Below are 24,134 nucleotides of genomic sequence, written 5' to 3' on the forward strand. Positions count from 1 at the left end.
TGAGGTGGAAACCGTATTTTTATCGATTTGTCAGGGTCACTATGAATAACACGAATCAAAATGACAAGCTATTTATCTTGGGTATTATCTGTTTGGTTTTAGCATTAGGTTTACTTTTTTTTAGCCTATATATTTTGCCATACATCATTTGGGAATTTAATTATGACGTTCCTGATTTCATTCTTACTATGATAAATGATTATCAAGGCAACTATAGTTATTCACAAGGCAGTAGTAAAGCGATAGTTTGGCTATACTTTTTTATACCCTCGCTAATTTTTGGATATATTTCCTATTATATTTCAAATTACATCGATAAAAATGCACAAGATTTACAAAATCCTACAGAAGAAGAATCCAAAGAGCCAACAAAAAATAAGGAGTCATTAAAGGAATCGGCTTCCCTTGGGATTAAACTCTTATCAATTATTGTTTTAATTTTTGCAGTGGTCTTTATCCTTCAAGAATTTTTTGCTGTTACATCATAGAGCTGGAGTTACCACATGTTAATTTTTAAAGGTTGGAAAATTAAACGAATTACCAAAAGGTTAAAAGCAATGATTGCCTATAGGGCAAGTAATCAACCTGGTGATGAAGTATTAAAAAAGGAAATTTTATATTATTTTGAGTTAGCAACAATATACAAACATTTAAAGGGAAATAAAAAACATCCATATTCCGATCTAATGGTCGTCGAGTGTTACCGGTCTGCAGCGGATTTAAATGATGCAGCAGCAAATTTTCAATTGGCTCAATTATTTTTAGATGAAGCAAAATACAGAAAGGGCTTAAATAATGAAGGTATCTTTACAAGCCCGGCTAATTTAAAACGTAGCGATCAATTATTTGAAGAAGCTCATGCACATTTAATTGCTGCAGAAAAATTAGGTCATGTAGGGGCGAAAAGACTAAGGGGACTCTGCATAATCAATGGCTGGGGCGTAACAAGTGATAAAAATGCAGGTTTTGAACTTGTTGTTTCTAGCATCGATCAAGAAGGCTCATGGGAAAAAGTACCCCAGATTTTCGCTTCTATGGGGCTGAATAAACCTGAGTTTTTTGCTGCAATTATGCAACGGAGAAAAGACTCAAGTACCAATATATAATCGTATTTCCCCAAAATAGAGAAACAATACCGGCAACACTTAAGAATGGGCCATAAGGTATCGATGTGTCTTTTGATTTGTGCTGAGTTTTTAAATAAATAATCCCTATTATGGCGCCGGAAACGGATGATAGAAGTAAGATCAGAGGCAAATATATCCAACCAAACCAGGCACCGAATGCAGCAAAAAGTTTAAAGTCGCCATGACCCATCCCCACTTTACCAGTGACTAGATAGAATAGTTTAATGAATATCCATAAGGTTAAGTATGCTCCAGCACAACTAATCACAGCATTCGGGAGTGGTGTAAAAATACCCCATGTGTTTGCAATTAACCCAATCCATAATAGGCTTAATGTTAGTGAATCAGGTAGCAGCTGATGATCTAAATCAATAAAAATAAGAGGAATAAGAATCCAAATAAATAATAATGAAAACAATAAGTGCAAGGTAATCCCAAAATGCCATGCAGCATACAGTGAAAGTAGACCGGTTAATAATTCAATCATAGGGTAGCGAAGTGGAATAGGGGACTTACATTCAGCGCATCTCCCTTTCAAAAATAAATAGCTTAAAATTGGAATATTCTGCCAAGATTTGATTTTTGCATTACAATTTGGGCAGAAAGAACGCGGTAGAAATAAGTTGATTTTAGGTTTACCATTCTCTACATCATGGTTAAATAATTCAGCGGCCTGTTCCTTCCATTCATCGTGTAGCATTATTGGTAATCTATAAATAACCACATTAAGAAAGCTTCCTACAACGAGGGAAATAATACCTATGCATAAATAAAGGTACCAAGTAGGTAAACTTAAAATCACTGTTTCTATCATATGATATTCTAGCCTCTAGACTGCTGATCCCAATTTGAAAATAGGTAGATACATAGCTACAACTAAACCACCAACCAATATGCCTAATATTGACATAATTATTGGCTCCATTAAACTGCTTAGTGAATCGACGGCATTATCAACTTCTTCTTCATAGAAATCGGCTACCTTTCCTAACATCTTCTCCAATGCACCAGACTCTTCACCTATAGCTACCATTTGTATAACCATGTTGGGGAATAGATGTGTGTTTTCCATAGCTACACACATTTGTTGACCGGTTGATACTTCATCTCTTATTTTATCCGTTGCTTTTGCATATATGATATTACCCGTTGCGCCAGAAACTGACTTCAAGGCTTCTACTAATGGTAGTCCAGCTGCAAACGTAATTGACAATGTTCTAGCAAAACGCGCAATGGATGCCTTTTCTAAAATCACCCCTACAACCGGGAATTTAAGCATGGCGCGATCTATGTTCTGTGCAAAGTCCAAAGAATGATTTTTGGCATAGATAAACGCATATACTGCACCACCAAGTGCCCCAAAGATGAAATACCAATAGGATTGCATGAATTCAGACATAGAAATTACGGCCTTTGTCATAGCAGGTAAGTCAGCACCAAAACCTTTAAATAAGGACTCAAATTGAGGGACTACATAGATTAACAGTCCAGTTGTCACTATAAGTGCTACCACCAATACTGCAATTGGGTAAGTGAGCGCTTTTTTAATTTTTTTCTTAATGGTTTCAATTTTTTCTTTATAGGTTGCTACCTTATCCAACATAATATCTAAAGAACCTGACTTTTCACCAGCATCCACTAAATTACAAAATAATTCATTAAAATATTGAGGGTGCTTAATAAAAGATTCAGCCAAGGTTAAACCAGTCTCGATGTCTTGCTTAATTGTTTCAATTAGGTCTTTTAAACGTTTATTCGATTGACCTTTGGCAACGATATCAAATGCTTGGACCAGTGGAATTCCTGATTCAATCATCGTTGCTAATTGACGGCTAAAAACGGTGATATCTGCTTGTGTAATCTTTTTATTTTTTCTATCAATGAGGGGCTTTCTCTTTTTAGCGATTTTAGTTGCAACAATTCCTTGTTTACGTAGATCAGCTTTTGCAATAGCCATACTTTTAGCTTGAATGTCTCCCTCCATAGTCTGGCCAGATTTATTCGTACCATGATAATGAAAGGTAAGAAGTGGATTTTTAATCTTTTCCATAATTATTAATCAACGGTTACCCTATTGACTTCCTCCATGGTAGTAACTCCTTCCTTAACTTTTTCTAAACCAGATTCAAATATAGTATGCATACCTTGTGATTGAGCAAACTTAAGGATTTCAAGTGAATTTGCTCCATTCATTATCATTTGTCCCAAATCCTTGTTCATGGTTAGCACTTCATACAAACCTACTCTACCTCTGAATCCATTAGTGCATTGATTACATCCAACCGCTTTATAGAGTTTGAGGCCAACCAGATCTTCTTCTTTAAATCCTAACTCTAATAAACCTTTATCACTGACATCATCACGCAGTACTTTGCATTGTTCACATAGTCTACGTGCTAATCGCTGAGCAATAATCAGAGTAACAGAACTTGCTATGTTAAATGTTGGAATACCCATATTAACAAGTCGATTAAGGGTTTCTGCAGCACTATTTGTATGAAGTGTAGAGAGCACCAAATGACCAGTCTGAGCTGCTTTTACCGCAATTTCAGCAGTTTCTAAATCTCTGATTTCCCCAACCATTATAATATCAGGATCTTGCCGAAGAAAGGACCTAAGAGCGCCAGAGAATGTTAAACCAGCCTTCGTATTGATGTTGACTTGGTTAATCCCTGGAACTTTGATCTCAACAGGATCCTCTGCAGTTGAGATATTCACCTCAGTTGTGTTTAACATATTTAATGCAGTGTATAAAGTTACTGTTTTACCGCTACCGGTCGGACCAGTAACAAGAATCATTCCTTGTGGTTTCTCAATAGCTCTAATAAATGCTTCTTTTTGATATTGTGCAAAACCAAGTGCATCTACTCCTAATTTAGCAGTACTTGGGTCTAGGATTCTCATGACCACCTTTTCACCGGTATAGGTTGGACAGGTACTTACCCTAAAATCAATCGCTCGATTTTTGGATATTTTCATTTTAAAGCCACCATCTTGAGGTACTCTTCTTTCGGAGATATCCAAATTTGACATTACTTTGATCCGTGCTGTAATTCGTGCTGATAAATTAACTGGAGGTGCTGCGACTTCATGCAATATACCATCTTGTCTGTACCTAATTCGATATTCTTTTTCATAAGGCTCAAAGTGTATGTCGGATGTTCCTTGCTTAATTGCGTCCAACAGTATTTTATTAATGAATTTCACGATAGGTGCATCATCAGTCACTGATGATACATCACTATCCTGATCTTCTTCATCCGTACTTATCTCGAGGCCATCAATATCACCAGCATCCTCAACGTATTCTGATAACCCTTCACTTTCCTTAGCTGTCAGTAATTTATCGATTAATGCAGATAACTTATCAGTTTCAACAACAATTGCGTTGGTGTTAAGACCTGTGTGAAACTGAATTTCCTTTAAAGAGGCTTGTTTACTTGGATCGTCCGTTGCCAGATATAGGTTATTTCCTCGACTAAATAATGGAACCATCGAGTGCCGCTTTATCAGTTTCTCATTGACTAATTTTGCTGGTAAATTATCTAAATCAATACATAATAGATCGAGCATGGGTACACCAAAATTTTGAGCTGCAGTAAGTGCAATTTGCTCAGCCGTTAATATGCGATTTTTTACTATGTATTGTATAAGAGAGATTTTTTCAGAAGCAGCGGCTTTATAGAGCTCTATAGCTTTAGATTTCTCTAAAAGCTTTTCAAGCACAAGAAGTTGCCCAATGCCTTGTAGTCGTTGTTCGTCAGTAGCAAGTGCCATATGTTATAGTTCTTAGTGTTTATTATTTATAAATATAGTTAATAAATTGACATTTTTCACAACTTTTAATCCCTATTTTACAAAGAATACTGTTGATCAATTGAATTAGAACTATTTCAGAAGATTTAATCAATTTATCCATAAAAAAATTGTTTGCTATGCAAACTCGTAGTATTTTATTTAATTAGAATCAATGCATATAGAAAACTAAAAAGATGAAGGGCTTATTTTGTTGATTGAAGAGCAACTTAAACAATGTCATGTGTTAAATGACTGGTTTCACACGCCATTAGGTCAATTTGTTTCAAAAGAGTTTACCGAGCAATTAAGGTTCTATAATGAACATTTAAAGGGTGATAGTTTGCTGCAACTTGGTTATTGTGGTGAAAACCCTTGGCTAAAGGAACTAGACTACAACAATAAATGGATTGCTTCCCCATTTTCTATGAACTCATCAATTCATATTGAAACCTCACTTAACCAGCTCCCAATTAATCGTAATTCACTAGACTGTGTGGTTATACCACTCACTTTAGAATTATTTGGCAATAATTCGAGTTTGATTCATGAGTTAGATAGAGTCTTAAAGCCCATGGGGTTTGTCATTTTGCTGAGTTTGAATCCATACAGTCTTTGGGGTGGCGCATTAAAATGCGGGTTGTTGCGTAGTTATAGCGATAAACGGGTGAAAATGAGAACAGCCTTTCAAATTAATCGTTTATTTACACAGATGGGTTATAGACAGTGTTGTTTAAATAATTTTTGTTATATTCCTCCAGTGAATAATGAATCGCTAATCAAAAAACTCATTTTTCTAGATGAAATAGGTAAAATGATTTGGCCGTTCCCATCAGGTTTTTATTGTTATATTGCTCAAAAGTACGAACGTATTACACCTGGATTATCGGTTGCTGTAACAAAAGAAGTATTATCAAAAAGTTATGAAACTCCTTTTCAACCCGCATCTAACTAGCCCAACATGATATTTGAGGATATTATTACAAGCATTTATTGCCTCCAAGTAAATACACATGAAAACAACTAGTATTCTATTCATCATACTCCTAGATTGTTTGTACTTATAAGGAGTATTTTTGTATACTTTGATGTGATTTGGTAGAAGGTTAATTACATGTCAAAAAAATCATTATTCAGAATTAGTTTTGCTAATCAGGAAGAAATTTTTGAAATTTATGTTCGCTCTATAAAAGAAAGTGAAATGTTTGGATTTCTTGAAGTAGAAGAGCTGGTTTTTGGCGAGCAAACTGCATTGGTTGTTGATCCTTCAGAAGAAAAGCTAAAGATGGAGTTTAATGGTGTTAAACGTGTTTTCATTCCTATGCATTCAGTGATACGAATTGATGAAGTTACTAAACAGGGGGCTTCTAAGGTAAAAGACAATGCAGGTTTTGCAAATACTGTTAGACCATTTCCTGGTTCTGGAAAACCTAAAGAATAAAAAGGTATAAATAATGAGTATTCCTAGTAAAATTCAAGCTGTATATGAAAAGTCCACTTGCCTTTATACTGCAAATGAAGTTGAAGCTGCACTCGACAGGATGGCAATTAAAATTCATGAAACCTTGCAAGATAAAAATCCAGTTATAGTATGCGTCATGATTGGAGGGTTAGTTCCTTTGGGCAATTTATTACATCGTTTAGATTTTCCATTAGAGGTCGATTACGTTCATGCAACAAGATACCGCGGAGACTTAACGGGTGGCGATATTCACTGGAAAGTAAAGCCGTCCACGAATTTAGTTGGTCGTACTGTATTGGTTGTAGATGATATTCTGGATGGTGGTATTACTCTTGCTGCCATCATTGAAGAAATGAAGGCCATGGGCGCAGAAAAGGTTTATAGCGCAGTTTTGGTTGATAAATACCGTAAAAGAGTGGCTAATGGTTTGCAAAATGCGGACTTTGTAGGCCTTCAAGTTGAAGACAACTATATTTTCGGTTATGGAATGGATTACCACGAATACCTCAGAAATGCCCCTGGAATCTTTATAGTCCACCCAGAGCATGATGTAAAAAAATAATCCTATCTTTCTCTTAAAGCCGATTGTTTAGCTTTAATAATCGGTTTTAGTAGATATTGGAGAACTGACTTTTGCCCTGTAAGGATATCTACAGTAGCTTGCATGCCTGGAATAATTGGCAAAGGATTTTCTGTGGTGCCTAAGTGATTTTTCTTTGTCCTTACTTTTACAATATAGTAGCTTTCTTTTTGTTTGTCCGTTTCATCAATTATAGTATCAGCACTTATTTGTTCTACTACACCCTCCAAACCACCATAGATAGAAAAGTCATAAGCAGATATCTTAACCATCGCTTCCTGGCCAGGATGTATAAAACCAATATTAGAGGGTTTTATTTTGGCTTCAATTAGCAAGGTATCATCAAGAGGAACAATTTCAATGATGTCGCTTCCTGGCTGAACTACACCACCTATCGTATTTACTTTAATTTGTTTAACGACTCCGTAAACAGGTGACTTAACGGTTGTCCTACTTAACCTATCTTTATCCGCTTTATTTGCTTCAATTAAAGCGGATAAATCGCCTCTCGCTTTATTGAGTTTATCCAGTTGCTCAGAGTTAAATTTTTCGATATTTCCTTCAATTTCATTAACCGAACGCTCTAAGCGGATAACTTCGACTTCCGATACTGAGCCTCCCTTAAGTAGTGGACGAGTTAAATCCAGTTCCTTTTGGGCTAGCTCTAGTGAGCTTTTAAGTTCACTGAGTTCTCTCGACTTTGAATAGTACAAGGAAAGCTCGTCCTTTATTAACTGTGGGTAATTTTTAACGAACTCTGGAGGAAACTCTGGTTTCTTATTATTCAGCAATGCTGTTAAGCGAATAATTTCAATTTTTAGAAGATCAATTTTCTTTTCAGCTTCCGCATAGGAGGACATAAAGCGCGTGTTGTCGATTTGCATTAAAATTTGATCTTTTTCAACAATTTCGCCTTCTTTTACAAAAACATGTTGAACAATTCCGCCTTCAAGATTCTGAATGACTTGTATATCTCTTGATGGAACAACTTTTCCATCGCCAGTTGTAACTTCATCGAGTATGGCATAATTTGCCCAAATAATGGCAACAAAAAAGAAGAGAGTCGTAGTCCATAGTATAATATGAGCAAATGCTCTCGACTTGTATGTTTTAACCATGCATTTAGCTCCTTATGGTAACACCGCTTCTAAGTGCATTTAAAACAGACTCCTTAGGGCCATCTGCTATTATTTTGCCATTTTCCAACACGATAAGACGATTTACTAATTCAAGCATTGAAATTTTATGTGTAATTAATACAAGAGTACGATGATCTGATAGGTATTCATTAAGGTTCTTTTTGATTAAACGCTCGTTATTATCATCCATAGAGGAAGTAGGTTCATCCATAACAAGAATATTAGGACTTGTTAAAATTGCTCTTGCTATTGCTATAGCCTGTCTTTGTCCACCTGATAGGTCTGCACCTTTTTCGCCGACAGGCCTATCAAATCCCTTGGGATGGTGATTTGTAAATTGGGTGACTCCAGTCAACTCAGCGGCATTTATAAGGTCATTGTCATTAATAAATGGGGCACCAACGCAAATATTCTCACGGATAGTCCCGTAAAATAAAATGACGTCTTGAGGCACATATCCTATCTGTTGGCGGAGATCATCTGGGTTAATCTGTTTGTAATCAGTACCATCCATTAAAATAGTACCCTCAGTAGGGAGGTATAATTTAAGTATCAATTTACCCATGGTAGACTTTCCAGAACCCACTCGACCTATAACTCCAACTCGTTCTCCTGCTTTAACTTTAAAACTAATCTGCTGTAAAACTTTTATATCATCGCCCGGGTAATGAAAATTGACTTGTTTAAACTCCATATCACCTTTTAAAACAGGTCTGTGAAGATATCGGCTTTCATCATGTATGTCTGTTTCCAGTTGCATGATTTTGTTTAATGACTCTAAAGCGTTTACAGATTGAAAGTACCTTGTAAATAGAGTTGAAACTTGAGCCATTGGTGCTAGAGCCCGTCCTGCTAGAATGGTACAAGCAACTAAGCCCCCAGTAGTAAGATCACCATTTGCAATCATATATACTCCAACAATAACCACTAATATTGTCGATATTTGTTGAGCTAGGTTAGTGATGCTAATGCTGGAGTTGGCTACAAAACGAAGTTTCATCATATTTTTTGCGGCTTCATCGATGATTTTTTCCCATCTTGATTGTAACTTTGATTCAGCTCCTGATGTTTTAATGGCCTCAATTGATGCAAGGGATTCAAATAAGGTAGCTTGTTTTTCAGCGGAGAATTGATAGGATTTTCTTGTTAATTGAATGAGTGGCCATTGAAGTAGGAGTCCTATAACGAATATAAACGGTATCACTGTAAATGGTATCCAAAATAATTTTCCACCAATCATGTAGATGACTACAAGGAAAATGAATGAGAAGGGTAAATCGATAATAACGGTCATAGTACTTGATGTTATAAAATCTCTGAAAATTTCAAATGATTGAACCGTATTTGCTAAGGAACCTACTGATCTGGGGCGATTGCTCATGCTTAAACCCAGAACCTGCTGAAATATAGTAGAAGATAATTCAATATCAGTGTTTTTATTGGCAATGTCTAAAAAATAGGAACGAAGCGCTTTTAAAAGCGTATCGAAAATAAACACCAGAGCTACACCACTTGCCAGTACCCACATCGTATCAATTGCATGGTTAGGCACGACTCGATCATATACATTCATAGTGAACAGAGGGATTACAAGTGCAAAGAGGTTCACTAAAAAGGAAGCAAGCAATACTTCAGAGTACAAAGGCCATGATTTTATCATTACACTCCAAAACCAATCCTTGGCTTGAGTTTTTAAGGTTTCATGAGAACGCTGAGTATGCTTAAATTGTTGCTCAACAAAGATTACTGAATCACTAAGTTCCCCAGAAAAATCGTCAAAATCGGTAATTATTCCGGGGTGTTGTGGATCCAGTATGGCCTTCTTACCGTCATCATTTAAAATGAGAAGAATCGCACTATTGTCATTTTTGATGAGTACTAAAGGAAGTTGTGAGTCGTCGATATCTTGTAGGCTAATTTGTTTAACTTCAGCATCTAAACCAGCTCTGGCAGCAGCTCTCGGAAAAATATCAAGCGACAGCTTATCCTCTTTTAAAGGTAATCTTGCAATCAGAGAGCGAGCAGAAAATGGATTTTGGTAGTACCTTGTTAACAAAATAAGACACGCTAAAAGAGAGTCATTTTCAGCAATTTTACTAAGATCAATTTGAGACCAAGAAGCTTTTCTATGCTTGCTCATAATGAATTTATCGTTGTTTTATTAAAGTATATAACCAAATTCCTTGAGAATTCCAGATCTTAGCAAGATAATCATAATATAGAATCCTTCAGCGATAAAAGAATGAATCAAACTCATGCCAACTAAAAAATTGAGCGATGCTCTGATTATTGGATTACAAATGAGCCTTTGCGGGTTAATTTGCTTCTTTATTTCACAATACTTTCATTTCAGTGAAGGGTTTTGGTCTGTCGTTACTGTTTCAGCCATTACTAGACCTTTTTTTTCTGCAACCTTTGTCAAAGCAGGATTACGTCTTTTCGGAACATTGTTTGGCGCCACTGTCGGATTTATTATGGCTGAATGGATTGGTTTTTCGCCTATCTTATTGTTTTTGGCAATTTTAATTTTTTCGACAGTTACTGTTTATATTGGGCTACAGACAAAACCGTATAATTATTTATCCATAGTTGCAGGGTTTAGCGCAACTATTGTGATTCAGTCGTTTTTGTTGGATAACATTCGTTCTATTGCGTTGTATCGTACTCTTGAGGTGTGTATAGGAATCATAGTTATGAGCCTAGTAAGTTGGATATTGTCAAAATTTTTTTCATCACAAACACATTTATTCGATAAAGACACGGCAAAAAAAATACATCGAGTTTTTCGGACCATCCATTTTTCTAAAGTTGATTTGTTCAATGCTTTGCTTATTAGTTTAACTATATCTGTAACCTTTATTTTCTGGATACTTTTTCGCTATCCACAGGGGGTTTGGCTGACAATTACCTTATTTGTCATTATGGAGGACACCATCGCAGAGACACAAAGCAAATCATTGGCCCGTTTGTTGGGGCAAATTTTCGCGGCTGTATTAGGAGGAACTGTAGCTGTTTTTTTTCCTTCCAATATGCCGATTATTGCCTTGGTACTTGTTGTGGGCTTTTTTATTTGCGGAACTGTTATTGGGTATGAGTCACGATTTTCCGCCTCTGGGAATCATGCTGGAAGTGCTCTAGCCATTATGCTCCTTGCTGGCTTACCTGATAATAGCGCTGAAGTAGTCATAAACCGGTTTATTAACGTTGTCGCTGCTATTGTCATAGCAATGACAGTCAGTTATTTTCAATTAATTAGTAAGCCGAAGTTATAATGCAAGATATAGAATGAATGAGAGGCATTAGGTCTGATTGTCACGAGTTCCTCTCATTCATTAGGCTGTGTAGCTTGGTTCTTTAAATGGTTTTAATGCTTCAGTAATTTGCTTATACAACTCCGGCAACCATCTTGGTTGAGCAAAATTAGTGGTTGTAGGCTTTTTATATCTTAAGTCATTTGGAGCTATGATAACTTGAATATTTTGCAGGCCGACTCGACGGGCTAGAATGAATAGCTGATCAATCGCCAAATCTCCGACAGCTAGGCATCCTACGGATAGACTCTTACCATGTATGAAGATATTATTTCCTAATTGTTTTCGACCATCCATGTAACCTTTCTGCCTGTCAAAATTATTAGGGTAATTAATCATCATGGAAAGGTGCATACTACTAAATGGATTGAAGTTAACTAACTTATAAATTCCTTCAGGGATTTGTTTATCATTCTCACGTAGCTTTGGGCCTAGACGCCCACTGAATCCAGTCAATGGATAATCATGCACATGGGTCCATTTCTGATCTGGGTTTTTAGCCCATAGCTCAACCTTACGTTCTGATTTAAATGCCAATAAAGCAATTTGTTGGGGTGGGTAAGTGACCTTTGCCTTATTAAAGTATTGCTTTAGCTGAGGCTCGACTCTTAAGCCATAACGCTTTACTGCTTTATCCACAGCATTATCCCAATTTAACTTGGGTCCCATAGCAAAGCATTTTAAGCTTAAAATCAAATAGATAAGTGTACTAAAATATTTCATATAAGCGTAATTAAATTCTATTAAAAGGATATTAACAAATAATACTCATTAGTAAAACACTGATTTAGCTTTTCTTCTTTTGTAGCTGTAATAGCTGCTTTTTAGTTGGGTTTGACATCTGTGTTGTAAGAAAATCAGGGCTAATGGATAAATGACCTATAGAGGGTATTAGCCCGTAGTAATTAGGGCACAGAAAATACACCGTTCCATCAGCTGCTACTTTATAGAAAATGTATTTGTAGCTGCAGTATTTAGGTTTTTCCATCATAGAAACCTGCATAACGGGTGAGCCTGGCAATCTATTCTCAATAAAATAGGCGTTAATCCAAATGTTTATAATGAGTAAACCACTTCCTATGACAACACACGATTGAATAAAGCTAATTAAATATTTAAGTGATTTGTTTTGTTTAGTAATGTTTGAAAAAATGTATATCAAGGACACGCACAATATTACCATATTAGCAGAGTGGCTTAATGCGTTGGGATAATTAAAATAACTTCCTAAAATTTCACCGCCTGAAGTTTTAAAATGAATGATCAAAGCAATTAGGCTTATCCAGAGTGAGGAAATAACGTAAGTCAGTAAATTTCTTTTTATCCCAATAAATAAAAGAATTAAGCCAACTAATGGTAATAAAGAATATAAGATGCTCACTAAGGTGTACATTTGTGGTGTTCCTAATGGGTTGATTTTATCTTCTCCCTTTATAAAGGAATTTTAAAGAAGGCTTAAATAGTTATACGTGTTCAGTTGATCTCAAAGGCTGTTCATCGGTGTGCTATCAGATGATCGCCTTTTTTATACAATACCATTTTATATCAGTTATTTATTTATTCCTCAACCGTATTGCATTCAACAGCTATTTTTTTTCTTTCATTAATAAAAGATAAGGTAATGTGGGGAACATGGTTGGCTTAGAATACTTACTTGATATTATAATTCTTTTCAAATTAAATTTATTATCTAGTGCTGGGGTTACATAAGATATGGGATTTAAGTCGGTAATTAATGGAGAGGAAATCGATTTATTCTTTATATTCAATAAATTCTGATGCACAGAACCGATCCATACCGTATACTTTTTATCCGATATGTAAAAATTAGACTCCCAAATTGTTAACTCAAGAATTAATTTTAATTTTTTATCCTTAAATGTCATGACCAATTCAGGTTTTTTATTGTCATACAATTGGCTTAATAATGGTAATTTAACGGTTTCTTCATTGTTACTCATCCGCAACACTAACTTGGACCAAAACGATCGGTCATTGTGGCTTTGCCAACCATAGTTTTCTAAGTTGCTTTGAAAATGATGCAAATCACCCACAAATTGTAGGTTAAGAAAGCTTATTCGTTTTCCAACTCTGCTCAATCTATAAAGAGGTAATATAGGTTGCTTTTGCTCCCACCATTGATGCTCAGATAAGATGTGTTCCTTTAAATAGGGCATGTGGTTGTGAACTAAACTGTTATAGTTCGTGTACGTCGATATAGAACAAGCGAAGAAGGTACTAACAATTAATGTTGTAATCATTCCCAATGCATGATTTGACTTAACATGGTTTGAGACTGATTTTCTATACGACAAGTAGTAAATGAGACATAAACTCGTGCCTAATAAATACGAAGCGATTATGCTGCTTATCCAAGAATCCCCTAAGTAGATCTCAGCAAAACCTGCCAATCCCAATATGATCAAAATCACTGTTTTTAAGGTGCCAGTAATGAGCGTGTAATGGCTGGTTATGTATAATAATATGAAAGAATACAGAACTGTAACCAAACTTAAATTGATTGATGGGAAAGAGGAGCTTTCTATTGAAAATAATAATCCCTCAGGTCTTGGGTAGTGAGTAAGCAGATTTAAACCATATGCAATAAATACACAAGCAATGAGAAGACTTATTAAGTAAAGGACTGCCTTGACATTTTTATGATACAAAAACCATATACAAAATATAATGCTTAAAGTGATTATACTTAGGCTGCTAGTTAATTGCGAACAACCAATAAAAAAGGCTTTGAGAACCGAGTTATTAACACTTTGTACAAAATAATGTATTGGCAAATCAATGTAGGTGTACAAAATACCGTTTAATGCCAATCCGGTTAATATCATCAATGCTAATATTGTAACGAATGTGATAATAAGTAAGCCAATTGTGGAGTAATGGTTTTCTTCGTAACTGGGTGTAATAAAATTAAGCAATCCTGAAAAATACGGCTTATTATGAAGTGCCACCCATAGGTGATGTAAATTACTTTTAAAATAGCGATGCAATCCCCTAAATATTAACTTAAACACAAAGCTAATAACCCAAATTGAAGCTAAAATAACCAGGATAAGTATAAACAATCTTGTGGCTACTTCAGCGGATAACTCATGGCCTGCCGCGCCAATGATTACTCCTGGCACAACGTACAGTATGGCCCAGCCAATTCCAGATATTGTATTCGCTAGTAAAAAGCGCCATTGAGGCATATGCATTATTCCAGCAATCACTGGAATAATAGATCGAAGCGGACCAACAAATCGTCCAATCAGAACGCTTTTTCCACCATGATGCGTGAAGAACTCCTTTCCGTACTTAATTAGACCGGGGTATTTCTTAAAAGGCCATATTTCAATTAGAGTCTCACTGTAGTAGTACCCTAAAAAATAGCTCAGGCTATCGCCACAAATTGCACCAAGTGTAGCTGATAACAGTGTTAAATCGATACTCATTATTCCGGTTCCAGCTAGAATTCCTATAGCGGTCATTGTTACTGAACCCGGAACTATGCTGCCGACAATTGCCAAAGATTCGCTCAGAGCGATTATAAAAGTAATTAATAGAGCCCAGTTGGGGTGGGCTTGTAACCAGTTCGTGAGAGGCTGAACATAGTCTACTAACAAATTCATAATGTCCTATTATTAAAATTGCTCTAAAAAAAACTCACTAAATCGCTTACTAACTTCATCCACAGTGATGCTAGGGATAAAGTCAGAAATTTGAGTCATTTCCATTCTTGCATATCCACATGGGTTAATCCCAGAAAAAGGGGTTAAATCCATATTCGTGTTTAAAGCTATTCCATGGTAGGTACAGCCATTTTTTACACGAAGTCCTATGGATGCTATTTTCTTATCATTAACATAGACGCCAGGGGCACCACAACGTATATTTGCATCAATTTGATATTCTTTAAGAAGCGAAATTAGAACTTGTTCCAATTTTGATACTAATGTCCTAATGCCTAAATTTCTTCTTCGGATATCCATCAAAATATAAGCGACTAACTGACCAGGACCATGGTAAGTAACTTGCCCCCCGCGGTCTGATTGTATAATTTCAATCGACTTCGGATTCAAAATATGCTCGGGTTTCCCAGCTTGTCCTTGGGTGTATATTGGGAAATGCTCAAGTAACCATAATTCATCTTCACTAGTCTCATTTCGAGCAATAGTCAACTCTTTCATCCGTAGCCAAACTTCTGAATAATGTTTAATACCTAGTTGACGAATTATCATTATAAAACCATCTTAACGTCAGGATGTTTGGTAATCTCTTCGTAAAATGCATCCAGCATTTCTTGGCTTTCAGCTAGAACAGTCACTGTTATAGCAAGATAATTATTCTTTTCACTCATTTTATGACTAAGGTTTTTATCATCAAAGCTGGAAAAATGTTTGATTGTGATTTCAGTGATTTCACGAATAAACGAATCAGAGCTTAATCCAATGATTTTAACAGGAAAATGACAAGGAAATTCAATTAACGTTGTTTTATTCATGCTTTAGTGAGTAACTGTTGAAATTGATTATTTAATATACGCCAAGTACCACCAATAATACCTTTGTTAATTGGTTTGTCATTAACAGTAACTATCGGAAAGATTTCTTTTGTAGTACTAGTTATCCATACCTCTTTCGCTGAATAAAGATCATCGATCGTTATATTCGCCTCAGTGTATTTAAGATTACTTTTTTGTATTAATTCGAGCACAATATTTCTTGTAATTCCAGGTAGGCAGAGATTATTTAAGGGAGGAGTAACAATGAGATCATTACTGTCCACTATGAAAACATTGCACGTACTCCCTTCTGTTATATACCCATCCCGAACCATAATAGAGGTGAGATATCCTGCAGACACAGCCTCATGATTTATCATTATGTTTGCTAAAAGAGAGGTGGTTTTTATATCACAGCGACTCCAACGAAAATCTTCTATTAGTTTTGCCGACATTCCTTTTTCTTTGTCTTCGAGGGACGGAAACTTATTATGCAGAGTAAATGCAACCACCGTTGGCTCTAGTGAATCAGGTATATCATGTTTTCTTATCCCTTGATTGCCGCGAGTAATCTGCAAATAAACTTGCATAGTATCACCACCGTTTTTACGAATTAACTGGTCAATGATTTCTTCGAAAGGATAACTCGGTATTGGAATTTTAATTTTATCTAAATTTGAAAATAAACGTTCTAAGTGCTTTTCTAGGAAAAAGGGTCGCCCGTTATAAACGGGCAATACCTCATATATAGCGTCACCAAATAAAAAGCCACGATCAAAAATTGAAATGGAAGCATTGGTTTCTTCAATAAAATTACCGTTTATAAAGGCATATTTCATCATTAGGATACCTTGTCTAACCAAACCAACTTCTGAAGGCTAAGCGAATTGAATCTTTCGTCCTTGTGTATAAACCACCCGCTTCGATTGATTGTAAAGTATATAAAGGTCGAGATGAAATGACTTTATTATCCAATTCAACAACAATTTCACCCACTTTGTCGCCCTTATTAATTGGGGCTTGCGTGTAATCTGGAATCTTAGTAGAAATTTTTAGTCGATCATATTGACCAGCAGGTATGGTGATGAATTGATCATCAGTTAAACCTACGCTTACCTTATCTACCACGCCCTTATATAAAGGTATCTCTGCTATGGATTGGCCAGATTTATAGAGTTTATGTGTTTCAAAAAATCGAAAACCGTAATTTAGAAGTTTATCACTATCATCTGCACGCATGCCGTCTGTTGGCTCTCCGAGAACTACAGCTAGTAAACGCATATTTCCTCGTTTGGCAGATGATACTAAACAAAAACCAGCCTCACTAGTATGACCTGTTTTAATTCCATCAACTTGATTATCTCTCCATAACAATCGATTGCGGTTTGGCTGGCGTATTCCATTGTAGGTAAACCACTTTTGTTTATACCAGCCATAGAATTGGGGAAAATCCATGACTAGTGCACGACCTAGAATGGCTAAATCCTTAGCAGTTGTGTAATGATTGGGATCGGGTAAACCAGTACTGTCCGTAAAATGGCTGTTTTTCATGCCTAAATTCTGGGCTTGTTGATTCATTAACTCAGCAAAAGAGTTTTCAGAGCCTCCTACGTGCTCTGCCATTGCCACACAAGCATCATTTCCAGAATCTACTATGATACCTTTTAATAAATTTTCAACAGAAACCATTTCACCTTCTTTAATAAACATGCGTGATCCACCAATTTTCCATGCATCACGACTTACTCTGACCTCATCGTTTAAGTGAATTTGATTATTTTGTAGTGCGTTTGAAATAACGTACAAGGTCATCATTTTGGTTAAGCTAGCTGGTGGTAACTTTTCATCACTGTTTCTTTCAGCGAGAATTTTCCCACTATCAACATCAATCAGCATATACGCCTTGGCATTGATAATAGGAGCAGCGGGGGTTATAAAGGGTTTTGCGATTGTGGTGGTTGGTTTCGGTTTCTGTAGATCCGATGATGTTGGCAGTGAATCCTCAGCCATCGAATTATTAGATTGAACAATAAGGGTTATAAAAAATAATAACGTTAATAGAAATGACGTGGCTTTAGTCATGATGAAACCTGCTTTAATCGAAAATAGGCTATACTATCACAGCCTTTTAAATGCATCCAAGTATATTTTCCCTGGTAAATACGGCTAAAAATCAAAACTTCGAATTTCCTCGATTTTTCGGTATATTAAAAAAAACAATAACAAAAAATGATAGAAATCATGAGAAATTGCATTATATTAGCTCTTGCTGTGCTTTTGTGTGGCTGTCAATCTCCTAAGCACTCTGAAAATCCTCCCTCAAATTCTCAAACCAATCCTAATCGTTCTCAAGGTAAATCGTCATTGTATGATCGATATAAATATAAAAATAACCGATACACCATCAGTCAAGATTCAGCACCAAAGAACCCTAAGACTGCAAATTTTAAAGAACCTAAGCCTACGAAGGAGCCTTTAAGCCGCTATGGGAATCCATCTGAATACTATGTTGATGGAAGAACTTATGAAGTCATGAAAAACTCCTCCGGTTATAAGAGTAGGGGAGTAGCTTCTTGGTATGGAATGAAATTTCATAAGCAAAGAACTTCTAGTGGTGAGCCCTACAACATGTACGTTATGACAGCTGCTCATAAAACATTGCCATTACCCACCTACATCAAGGTTAGAAATTTAGAAAATGGAAAAGAAGCTATTGTAAAAGTCAATGACAGAGGTCCTTTTCACTCCAATAGAATAATTGATCTCTCTTATGCTGCCGCCTTGAAATTAGGAATCTTCCCTAAAGGGACTGCACAAGTTGAGATTGAAACATTAATGGGACCTGCAAGTAAGGGGTTGTATTTCTTACAAGCTGGCGCATTTACAACAGAGTATTCTGCGAAGTTATTGAAAAGCAAGTTAAATAGAATTACTCCTTCACCAGTCATCATTGAGCATTATAATGATCATTATGTGGTGAGGGTTGGTCCATTTGGGAATAAAAACATGGCCGATAACTTAAAACTTAAATTAGCGAATAATGGTATTAAGGGTTCATTTTCTGTATTGATTTGATATTATATTTAATTCACAAAGAAGCAGGGGTTTCTCCCTCATCCATAAAAAGGTGGCTATTAATGCAAGATGGCTCAGTATTTTACACAATATTTCTAATATTCGCTGGGGCAGCCTTTTTTTCCACGATAGTTTTATACACTAAACAGTCTTTACTTGTTGCCTATATATTACTGGGAGCAGCTTTTGGTCCTTGGGGCTTCAATTTAGTTTCCGATATATCCATTGTTAGGCAAGTAGGTGATGTAGGGATTGTCTTTCTATTGTTTCTTCTTGGGTTACATTTGCAACCACAAAACTTAATCCATATGTTAAAGAAAGTAACTTGGATAGCCGTTGTAAGCTCCGTTTTTTTCGGGGCAATATCCTATGTCATTGGTATCTGGTTTGGTTTAACCTCCGGTGAAGCAATGATTCTAGGAGGTGCAATGATGTTTTCTAGTACCATTATTGGTTTGAAATTACTCCCTACGACAATATTGCATCACCAGCATACAGGGGAGGTAATGATAAGTGTTCTTCTCATGCAAGATCTTATCGCAATTGTTCTATTGATTTTAATTAATGGTGCTCATAGTGATGGTGCATTAACTATAGATGACTTCATTTTGGTCATTATTGCTTTGCCAGGGATCTGTTTATTTGCATTTTTATGTGAACGCTACATTTTAATTAAATTACTTGCCCGTTTTGATAGAACTCAAGAATATGTGTTTTTGCTATCCATCGGCTGGTGCTTGGGTGTTTCTGTCCTTGGCCAAGCCGTCGGCTTATCGGAGGATATAGGTGCTTTTATTGCCGGTGTAACTTTAGCTTCAAGCCCTATCTCACTCTTCATTGCAGAAAGCCTAAAACCGTTACGGGATTTTTTCTTAGTGATGTTTTTTTTCTCGATTGGAGCTACATTTAATTTCAGTTATGGGTCACAAGTATTTATACCTGCTATTATTTTGGCTGCTCTAATGTTGCTGCTTAAACCATGGCTTTTTTCCATTTTGCTTACAAAATCAGGTGAAAAGAAACAAGTTGCTAGAGAGGTAGGGGTGCGTCTAGGACAAGCCAGTGAGTTTTCTCTATTAGTTGCTAGTATCGCTTTAAATTCTAAAATGATTACGGCAGTTGCTTCGAATTTAATTCAAGCCACCACAATTTTAACATTTATCGTGTCCTCATATTTAGTCGTGTTAAAATACCCAACACCAATTGCTCTCTCTGAAAAAATGCGGAAGGATTGATATAATGAAACTATTAGTTATCGTTTTATGCTTGCTGAGTGAACGGTTTTTAATCCATTCAATATCATTACAACGCTTTTCATGGTTTAAGGACTATGCCAATGTTATAACCCAAAAAACGGGAAGTAATCCATACTTCTCAAATTCTTGGCTTATTCTATCTGCATTAGTTTTACCCATTTTTGTGTCCGTTTCATTTCTCTATTTACTTTTTAATGGCGTATTTTTTGGATTTGTAGGATTTCTATTCAGCATTTTAATTTTTTATTACTGTTTGGGTCCCCAGAATCCCTTTTATCCAATTACAGCGGATGAATTGAATGAACAAGAAAATATTGGCAATTATTTTGTTGGTGTGAACAGTCAGCTTTTTACGGTCATTTTTTGGTTTATCATTGCAGGACCTTTGGCCGCTCTGCTATACCGACTTTTAACCATGTGCAAAGAGCAAAGTACTGTTTCTATTCAGGCTACTTTAGCAGTCGATGTTCTGGAATGGTTTCCTGCACGCTTAACAGCACTCATGTATTTGCTTGTAGGAAATTTCCAACGTGGATTTGGACAATTTATTAGGTATGTGTTTTCAACTCCTAATTTGAATGACAAATTACTTAATGAATGTGGTTTACACGCTGTTCAGGTTAATGATTCAGAAGATGTACCAATGCCTGTTGCTGAAATGCTTGTTGAACATGCAGCTATCGTTTTTTTAGTCTTTATAGCTCTATTCACACTAGTCGCTTGGATGTAAATATTTACCCTTATAACTAATGATTAAGGCTTATATTATGGGCTTCATATTAAGAATATTTATTTGTGTTGCATGCTTTGTTATGTTGTCTTGCAACTCTATGACAAGTCAATTACAAAGTAAGCGTGCGCCTACTCAATGCATGCAAGTATGTTTCCAGCATTTGGAGTTTTGCAAACAACATTGCGACAATGACTGCAAAGGCTGCTCTCGAATGTCTACTATTGAAGCAAGAAATGACTATCTAAAATACCTCCATGAAATTAAAATTCGTGGTGGATTTGTTACTCGTGGGTTGAATTCTTACCGTGATCCACTACAATGCCGCAAAGTAACATGCAACTGTGCTGCAGATTTCAATACCTGTAAGCAAGGTTGCACGGGTATAATCCACAAAAAATTGCAAGCTATACCATACTGTAGTTAATAATATTGACCATCGGGGATATATTTCATGGCAAATGAAACAAATTTTGATCTTGATCCTATTGAAACACGAGAATGGCTGGATGCCCTACAAGCAGTATTTATTAACGATGGATCTGAAAGAGCTGCTTTCTTGTTGCAGCAACTATTGAATAAGGCAAATGCTGAAGGTGTGAAACTAAGTAGCTCAATTAATACTCCTTACAGAAACACAATTAAAACGCATGAAGAAAAGCAGATGCCTCCTGATGAGGGTATTGGCAAAAGAATTAATGCATTAATTCGCTGGAATGCTGTAGCCATGGTGTTAAGAGCAGGAAAGTATGCTCCTGAGTTGGGAGGACACATTGCCTCCTATGCTTCCTCATCAACTCTTTATGAAACTGGATTTAATTATTTTTTTAAAGGTCCAAATGGAGAAAATGGCGGAGATCTACTTTATATTCAAGGGCATTCATCACCTGGAATTTACGCAAGAGCATTTTTAGAAGGACGATTGTCAGAAAAGCAATTAGAATTATTCAGACAAGAAGTAGAAGTTAATGGGTTATCTTCGTATCCACATCCATGGCTTATGCCTAATTTTTGGCAGTTTCCTACAGTCTCAATGGGATTGGGGCCGCTACAAGCCATCTATCAAGCTCGTTTTCTAAAGTATCTTGAAAATAGAGGTCTAATTAAAGCAGAAGGTCGTAAAGTATGGGCATTCCTTGGTGATGGTGAAATGGATGAGCCAGAATCATTGGGGGCATTAAGTATTGCCGCCAGAGAACAATTAGATAATTTAATATTTGTAGTGAACTGCAACCTACAACGGCTGGATGGGCCAGTAAGAGGCAATGGGAAAATTATCCAAGAGCTCGAAGGTATCTTCCGAGGAGCTGGTTGGAATGTGATAAAGGTGATTTGGGGAGGTCGATGGGATCCTCTATTAGCACGAGATAAAGAAGGATGGCTACAAAAGCGTATGGAAGAATGCTTAGATGGCGATTATCAAGCCTACAAAGCCAATGATGGTTCATACGTAAGGCAACACTTCTTTAACCAATACCCTGAATTAAAAAAGATGGTCGACAACTTGTCTGATGAGGAGATTTGGCGCTTAAACCGAGGCGGTCATGATCCCCAAAAAGTATATGCAGCTTATGCAAAAGCGGTTGAGCATAAAGGGAGCCCGACGGTCATATTAGCAAAAACAATTAAAGGGTATGGTATGGGGGCTGCAGGTGAGGGATTGAATATCACACACCAACAAAAGAAAATGACCTTAGAGCAATTGAAGGTATTCCGTGATCGGTTCAGCATACCAATCAGTGATGAGAAAATAGCAGATATCCCTTTCTATAAACCAGAAGATGATAGTCCAGAAATTCAATACATCAAAAAGCAAAGAGAGAGTTTAGGAGGATATTTACCTCAAAGGTCAACAGAAGTTCCACCCATGAAAGTACCTGAATTGGATGAGTTTTCTTCGGTAACCAAAGGTTTAGGAGATAGAGAGTTATCTACAACGATGGCATTTGTAAGAATTTTATCCATCTTACTGAAAAATAAAGAAATTAGCTCTAGAATTGTTCCTATTGTTCCTGATGAATGTCGTACATTTGGAATGGAAGGGCTCTTTCGTCAAATCGGTATTTATTCACCTGTTGGCCAATTGTACACCCCTGTGGATCGTGATCAAGTCATGTACTATCGTGAAGCAGTAGATGGACAAATATTGGAAGAGGGGATTAATGAGGCAGGTGCATTCTGCTCATGGATTGCTGCAGCGACTTCTTACAGTTCTAGTAAGTTAGCAATGATTCCTTTCTATATTTACTATTCAATGTTTGGTTTTCAAAGAATAGGTGATCTAGCCTGGGCAGCAGGGGATATGCAAGCACGTGGATTTTTACTTGGAGGTACAGCAGGTAGAACCACTTTAGCTGGTGAAGGGTTGCAGCACCAGGATGGGCATAGTCATATCCTCTCGTCTACAATTCCAAATTGCATTTCATATGATCCTACGTTTGCTTATGAGTTGGCAGTCATCATTCAAGATGGATTACATCGGATGTATGAAAAACAAGAAAATGTTTTTTATTACATTACTGTTATGAATGAAAATTATATTCATCCTGATATGCCTAAAGGTGCTGAAAAGGGCATTTTAAAAGGCATGTACTTATTAAAAGAATGCAAAAAACCAAGTAAAAAGCATGTTCAATTGATGGGATGTGGAACTATCTTGAGGGAAGTGCTTAAAGCAGCCACTATGCTAGAAGAAGACTTTTCGGTTACTTCTGATATTTGGAGTGTTACAAGTTTCACTGAGTTGCGCAGAGAAGGTCTAGCTTGTGAGCGACATAATTCCCTGCATCCTGAACAAACACCTAAATTAAGCTATGTAACACAGCAACTGAAAGATAAAGAAGGTCCGGTTATAGCCTCAACAGATTACATGCGCTTATATGCTGACCAAATAAGGCCTTTTGTCCCGCATAAGTACATTACTTTAGGTACCGATGGTTACGGGAGAAGTGACACAAGAACAAAGTTACGACACTTCTTCGAAGTAGATGCTAAATACATCGTTTTAGCTGCATTGAATGCTTTAGTCGCTGAAGGTGCAATAGAAAAGTCTAAAGTTAAAGATGCGATAAAGCGATACAATTTAAACCCAAATAAATTAGATCCAGCGACCCATTAGTTAAGCAAATTAGGTGAATGTTTAGCTAATTGTTGAGGAA

23 protein-coding genes are annotated in these 24,134 nt (G+C 36.4%); 11 read left to right on the forward strand and 12 right to left on the reverse strand.

The window, feature by feature from the left end:
- Nucleotides 1-41 precede the first annotated feature (41 nt).
- Both Lwal_RS15545 and Lwal_RS15550 read left to right on the forward strand, forming a co-directional pair.
- Nucleotides 42-488: a hypothetical protein gene (locus tag Lwal_RS15545; RefSeq protein ID WP_058481705.1), complete on the forward strand. Its 447-nt coding sequence runs from the start codon at nt 42-44 to the stop codon at nt 486-488.
- A gap of 15 nt (nt 489-503) precedes the next feature.
- Nucleotides 504-1,106 carry a hypothetical protein gene (locus Lwal_RS15550; RefSeq protein ID WP_058481706.1) on the forward strand — a complete coding sequence of 201 codons (603 nt, stop codon included), beginning with the start codon at nt 504-506 and terminating at the stop codon, nt 1,104-1,106.
- Here the strand turns inward: Lwal_RS15550 and Lwal_RS15555 are convergent.
- Genes Lwal_RS15555 through pilB form a run of 3 tightly spaced genes read right to left on the reverse strand, consistent with a single transcriptional unit; the run spans nt 1,069 to nt 4,904 of the window.
- Complete coding sequence (locus tag Lwal_RS15555; protein ID WP_058481707.1) at nt 1,069-1,941, reverse strand: prepilin peptidase; 873 nt, start codon at nt 1,939-1,941, stop codon at nt 1,069-1,071. The genes Lwal_RS15550 and Lwal_RS15555 overlap by 38 nt on opposite strands.
- 15 nt (nt 1,942-1,956) lie before the next feature.
- Entirely contained in the window at nt 1,957-3,177 is a 1,221-nt protein-coding gene (locus tag Lwal_RS15560) for a type II secretion system F family protein (protein ID WP_058481708.1), read from the reverse strand.
- A 5-nt stretch (nt 3,178-3,182) separates the two neighbouring features.
- On the reverse strand, nt 3,183-4,904 hold the full coding sequence (pilB, locus tag Lwal_RS15565) for a type IV-A pilus assembly ATPase PilB (RefSeq protein ID WP_058481709.1): 1,722 nt from the start codon (nt 4,902-4,904) through the stop codon (nt 3,183-3,185).
- A gap of 229 nt (nt 4,905-5,133) precedes the next feature.
- On the opposite strand from pilB, the gene Lwal_RS15570 reads away from it, so the two are divergent.
- The 3 genes from Lwal_RS15570 to Lwal_RS15580 all read left to right on the forward strand — a co-directional run bounded on the left by Lwal_RS15570 (nt 5,134) and on the right by Lwal_RS15580 (nt 6,946).
- Nucleotides 5,134-5,877, forward strand: coding sequence for a methyltransferase domain-containing protein (locus Lwal_RS15570; RefSeq protein WP_058481710.1), 744 nt, complete (start codon nt 5,134-5,136; stop codon nt 5,875-5,877).
- A gap of 159 nt (nt 5,878-6,036) precedes the next feature.
- Nucleotides 6,037-6,363 carry a DUF1820 family protein gene (locus Lwal_RS15575; protein WP_058481711.1) on the forward strand — a complete coding sequence of 109 codons (327 nt, stop codon included), beginning with the start codon at nt 6,037-6,039 and terminating at the stop codon, nt 6,361-6,363.
- Between the two features lie 13 nt (nt 6,364-6,376).
- Nucleotides 6,377-6,946 (forward strand): hypoxanthine-guanine phosphoribosyltransferase, encoded by a 570-nt coding sequence (locus tag Lwal_RS15580; protein WP_058481712.1) that lies wholly within the window; start codon nt 6,377-6,379, stop codon nt 6,944-6,946.
- Between the two features lie 2 nt (nt 6,947-6,948).
- Here Lwal_RS15580 and Lwal_RS15585 read toward each other — a convergent pair whose 3' ends face one another.
- Nucleotides 6,949-8,082, reverse strand: coding sequence for an HlyD family type I secretion periplasmic adaptor subunit (locus Lwal_RS15585; protein ID WP_058481713.1), 1,134 nt, complete (start codon nt 8,080-8,082; stop codon nt 6,949-6,951).
- Nucleotides 8,083-8,086: 4 nt separating this feature from the next.
- On the reverse strand, nt 8,087-10,243 hold the full coding sequence (locus Lwal_RS15590; RefSeq protein ID WP_058481714.1) for a type I secretion system permease/ATPase: 2,157 nt from the start codon (nt 10,241-10,243) through the stop codon (nt 8,087-8,089).
- A gap of 115 nt (nt 10,244-10,358) precedes the next feature.
- On the opposite strand from Lwal_RS15590, the gene Lwal_RS15595 reads away from it, so the two are divergent.
- Nucleotides 10,359-11,375 carry an FUSC family protein gene (locus Lwal_RS15595; RefSeq protein ID WP_058481715.1) on the forward strand — a complete coding sequence of 339 codons (1,017 nt, stop codon included), beginning with the start codon at nt 10,359-10,361 and terminating at the stop codon, nt 11,373-11,375.
- Between the two features lie 60 nt (nt 11,376-11,435).
- Here the strand turns inward: Lwal_RS15595 and Lwal_RS15600 are convergent, their stop codons facing one another.
- The 7 genes from Lwal_RS15600 to Lwal_RS15630 form a co-directional block, all read right to left on the reverse strand.
- Entirely contained in the window at nt 11,436-12,137 is a 702-nt protein-coding gene (locus Lwal_RS15600) for a L,D-transpeptidase family protein (RefSeq protein WP_095197524.1), read from the reverse strand.
- A 64-nt stretch (nt 12,138-12,201) separates the two neighbouring features.
- On the reverse strand, nt 12,202-12,807 hold the full coding sequence (locus Lwal_RS15605) for a hypothetical protein (protein ID WP_058481716.1): 606 nt from the start codon (nt 12,805-12,807) through the stop codon (nt 12,202-12,204).
- Between the two features lie 193 nt (nt 12,808-13,000).
- Complete coding sequence (locus Lwal_RS15610; protein WP_058481717.1) at nt 13,001-15,043, reverse strand: VTT domain-containing protein; 2,043 nt, start codon at nt 15,041-15,043, stop codon at nt 13,001-13,003.
- A 12-nt stretch (nt 15,044-15,055) separates the two neighbouring features.
- Complete coding sequence (gene lipB / locus Lwal_RS15615; RefSeq protein ID WP_058481718.1) at nt 15,056-15,652, reverse strand: lipoyl(octanoyl) transferase LipB; 597 nt, start codon at nt 15,650-15,652, stop codon at nt 15,056-15,058.
- The gene (locus Lwal_RS15620; protein ID WP_058481719.1) at nt 15,652-15,915 is read right to left on the reverse strand and encodes an HP0495 family protein; all 264 of its coding nucleotides are present in this window, start codon (nt 15,913-15,915) and stop codon (nt 15,652-15,654) included. Before Lwal_RS15620 ends, lipB begins: the two co-directional genes overlap by 1 nt.
- Nucleotides 15,912-16,757 carry a D-amino acid aminotransferase gene (locus Lwal_RS15625; protein WP_231951035.1) on the reverse strand — a complete coding sequence of 282 codons (846 nt, stop codon included), beginning with the start codon at nt 16,755-16,757 and terminating at the stop codon, nt 15,912-15,914. The genes Lwal_RS15620 and Lwal_RS15625 overlap by 4 nt, the downstream gene beginning before the upstream one ends.
- Nucleotides 16,758-16,770: 13 nt before the next feature.
- The gene (locus Lwal_RS15630) at nt 16,771-17,997 is read right to left on the reverse strand and encodes a D-alanyl-D-alanine carboxypeptidase family protein (RefSeq protein WP_058481720.1); all 1,227 of its coding nucleotides are present in this window, start codon (nt 17,995-17,997) and stop codon (nt 16,771-16,773) included.
- 159 nt (nt 17,998-18,156) lie between these two features.
- Here Lwal_RS15630 and Lwal_RS15635 point away from each other — a divergent pair, with 159 nt between their 5' ends.
- The 5 genes from Lwal_RS15635 to aceE all read left to right on the forward strand — a co-directional run bounded on the left by Lwal_RS15635 (nt 18,157) and on the right by aceE (nt 24,094).
- Nucleotides 18,157-18,990, forward strand: coding sequence for a septal ring lytic transglycosylase RlpA family protein (locus tag Lwal_RS15635; RefSeq protein WP_058481721.1), 834 nt, complete (start codon nt 18,157-18,159; stop codon nt 18,988-18,990).
- 62 nt (nt 18,991-19,052) lie between these two features.
- Nucleotides 19,053-20,225, forward strand: a complete 1,173-nt coding sequence (locus Lwal_RS15640) for a cation:proton antiporter (protein ID WP_058481722.1) — start codon at nt 19,053-19,055, stop codon at nt 20,223-20,225.
- A gap of 4 nt (nt 20,226-20,229) precedes the next feature.
- Nucleotides 20,230-20,976 carry a hypothetical protein gene (locus Lwal_RS15645; RefSeq protein WP_058481723.1) on the forward strand — a complete coding sequence of 249 codons (747 nt, stop codon included), beginning with the start codon at nt 20,230-20,232 and terminating at the stop codon, nt 20,974-20,976.
- 37 nt (nt 20,977-21,013) lie between these two features.
- Nucleotides 21,014-21,403 (forward strand): acyltransferase, encoded by a 390-nt coding sequence (locus Lwal_RS17150; protein WP_083500122.1) that lies wholly within the window; start codon nt 21,014-21,016, stop codon nt 21,401-21,403.
- Nucleotides 21,404-21,430: 27 nt separating this feature from the next.
- Complete coding sequence (gene aceE / locus Lwal_RS15650; protein ID WP_058481724.1) at nt 21,431-24,094, forward strand: pyruvate dehydrogenase (acetyl-transferring), homodimeric type; 2,664 nt, start codon at nt 21,431-21,433, stop codon at nt 24,092-24,094.
- Nucleotides 24,095-24,134: the final 40 nt, after the last annotated feature.

It is taken from the genome of Legionella waltersii (assembly GCF_001468085.1).
Taxonomy (GTDB): domain Bacteria; phylum Pseudomonadota; class Gammaproteobacteria; order Legionellales; family Legionellaceae; genus Legionella; species Legionella waltersii.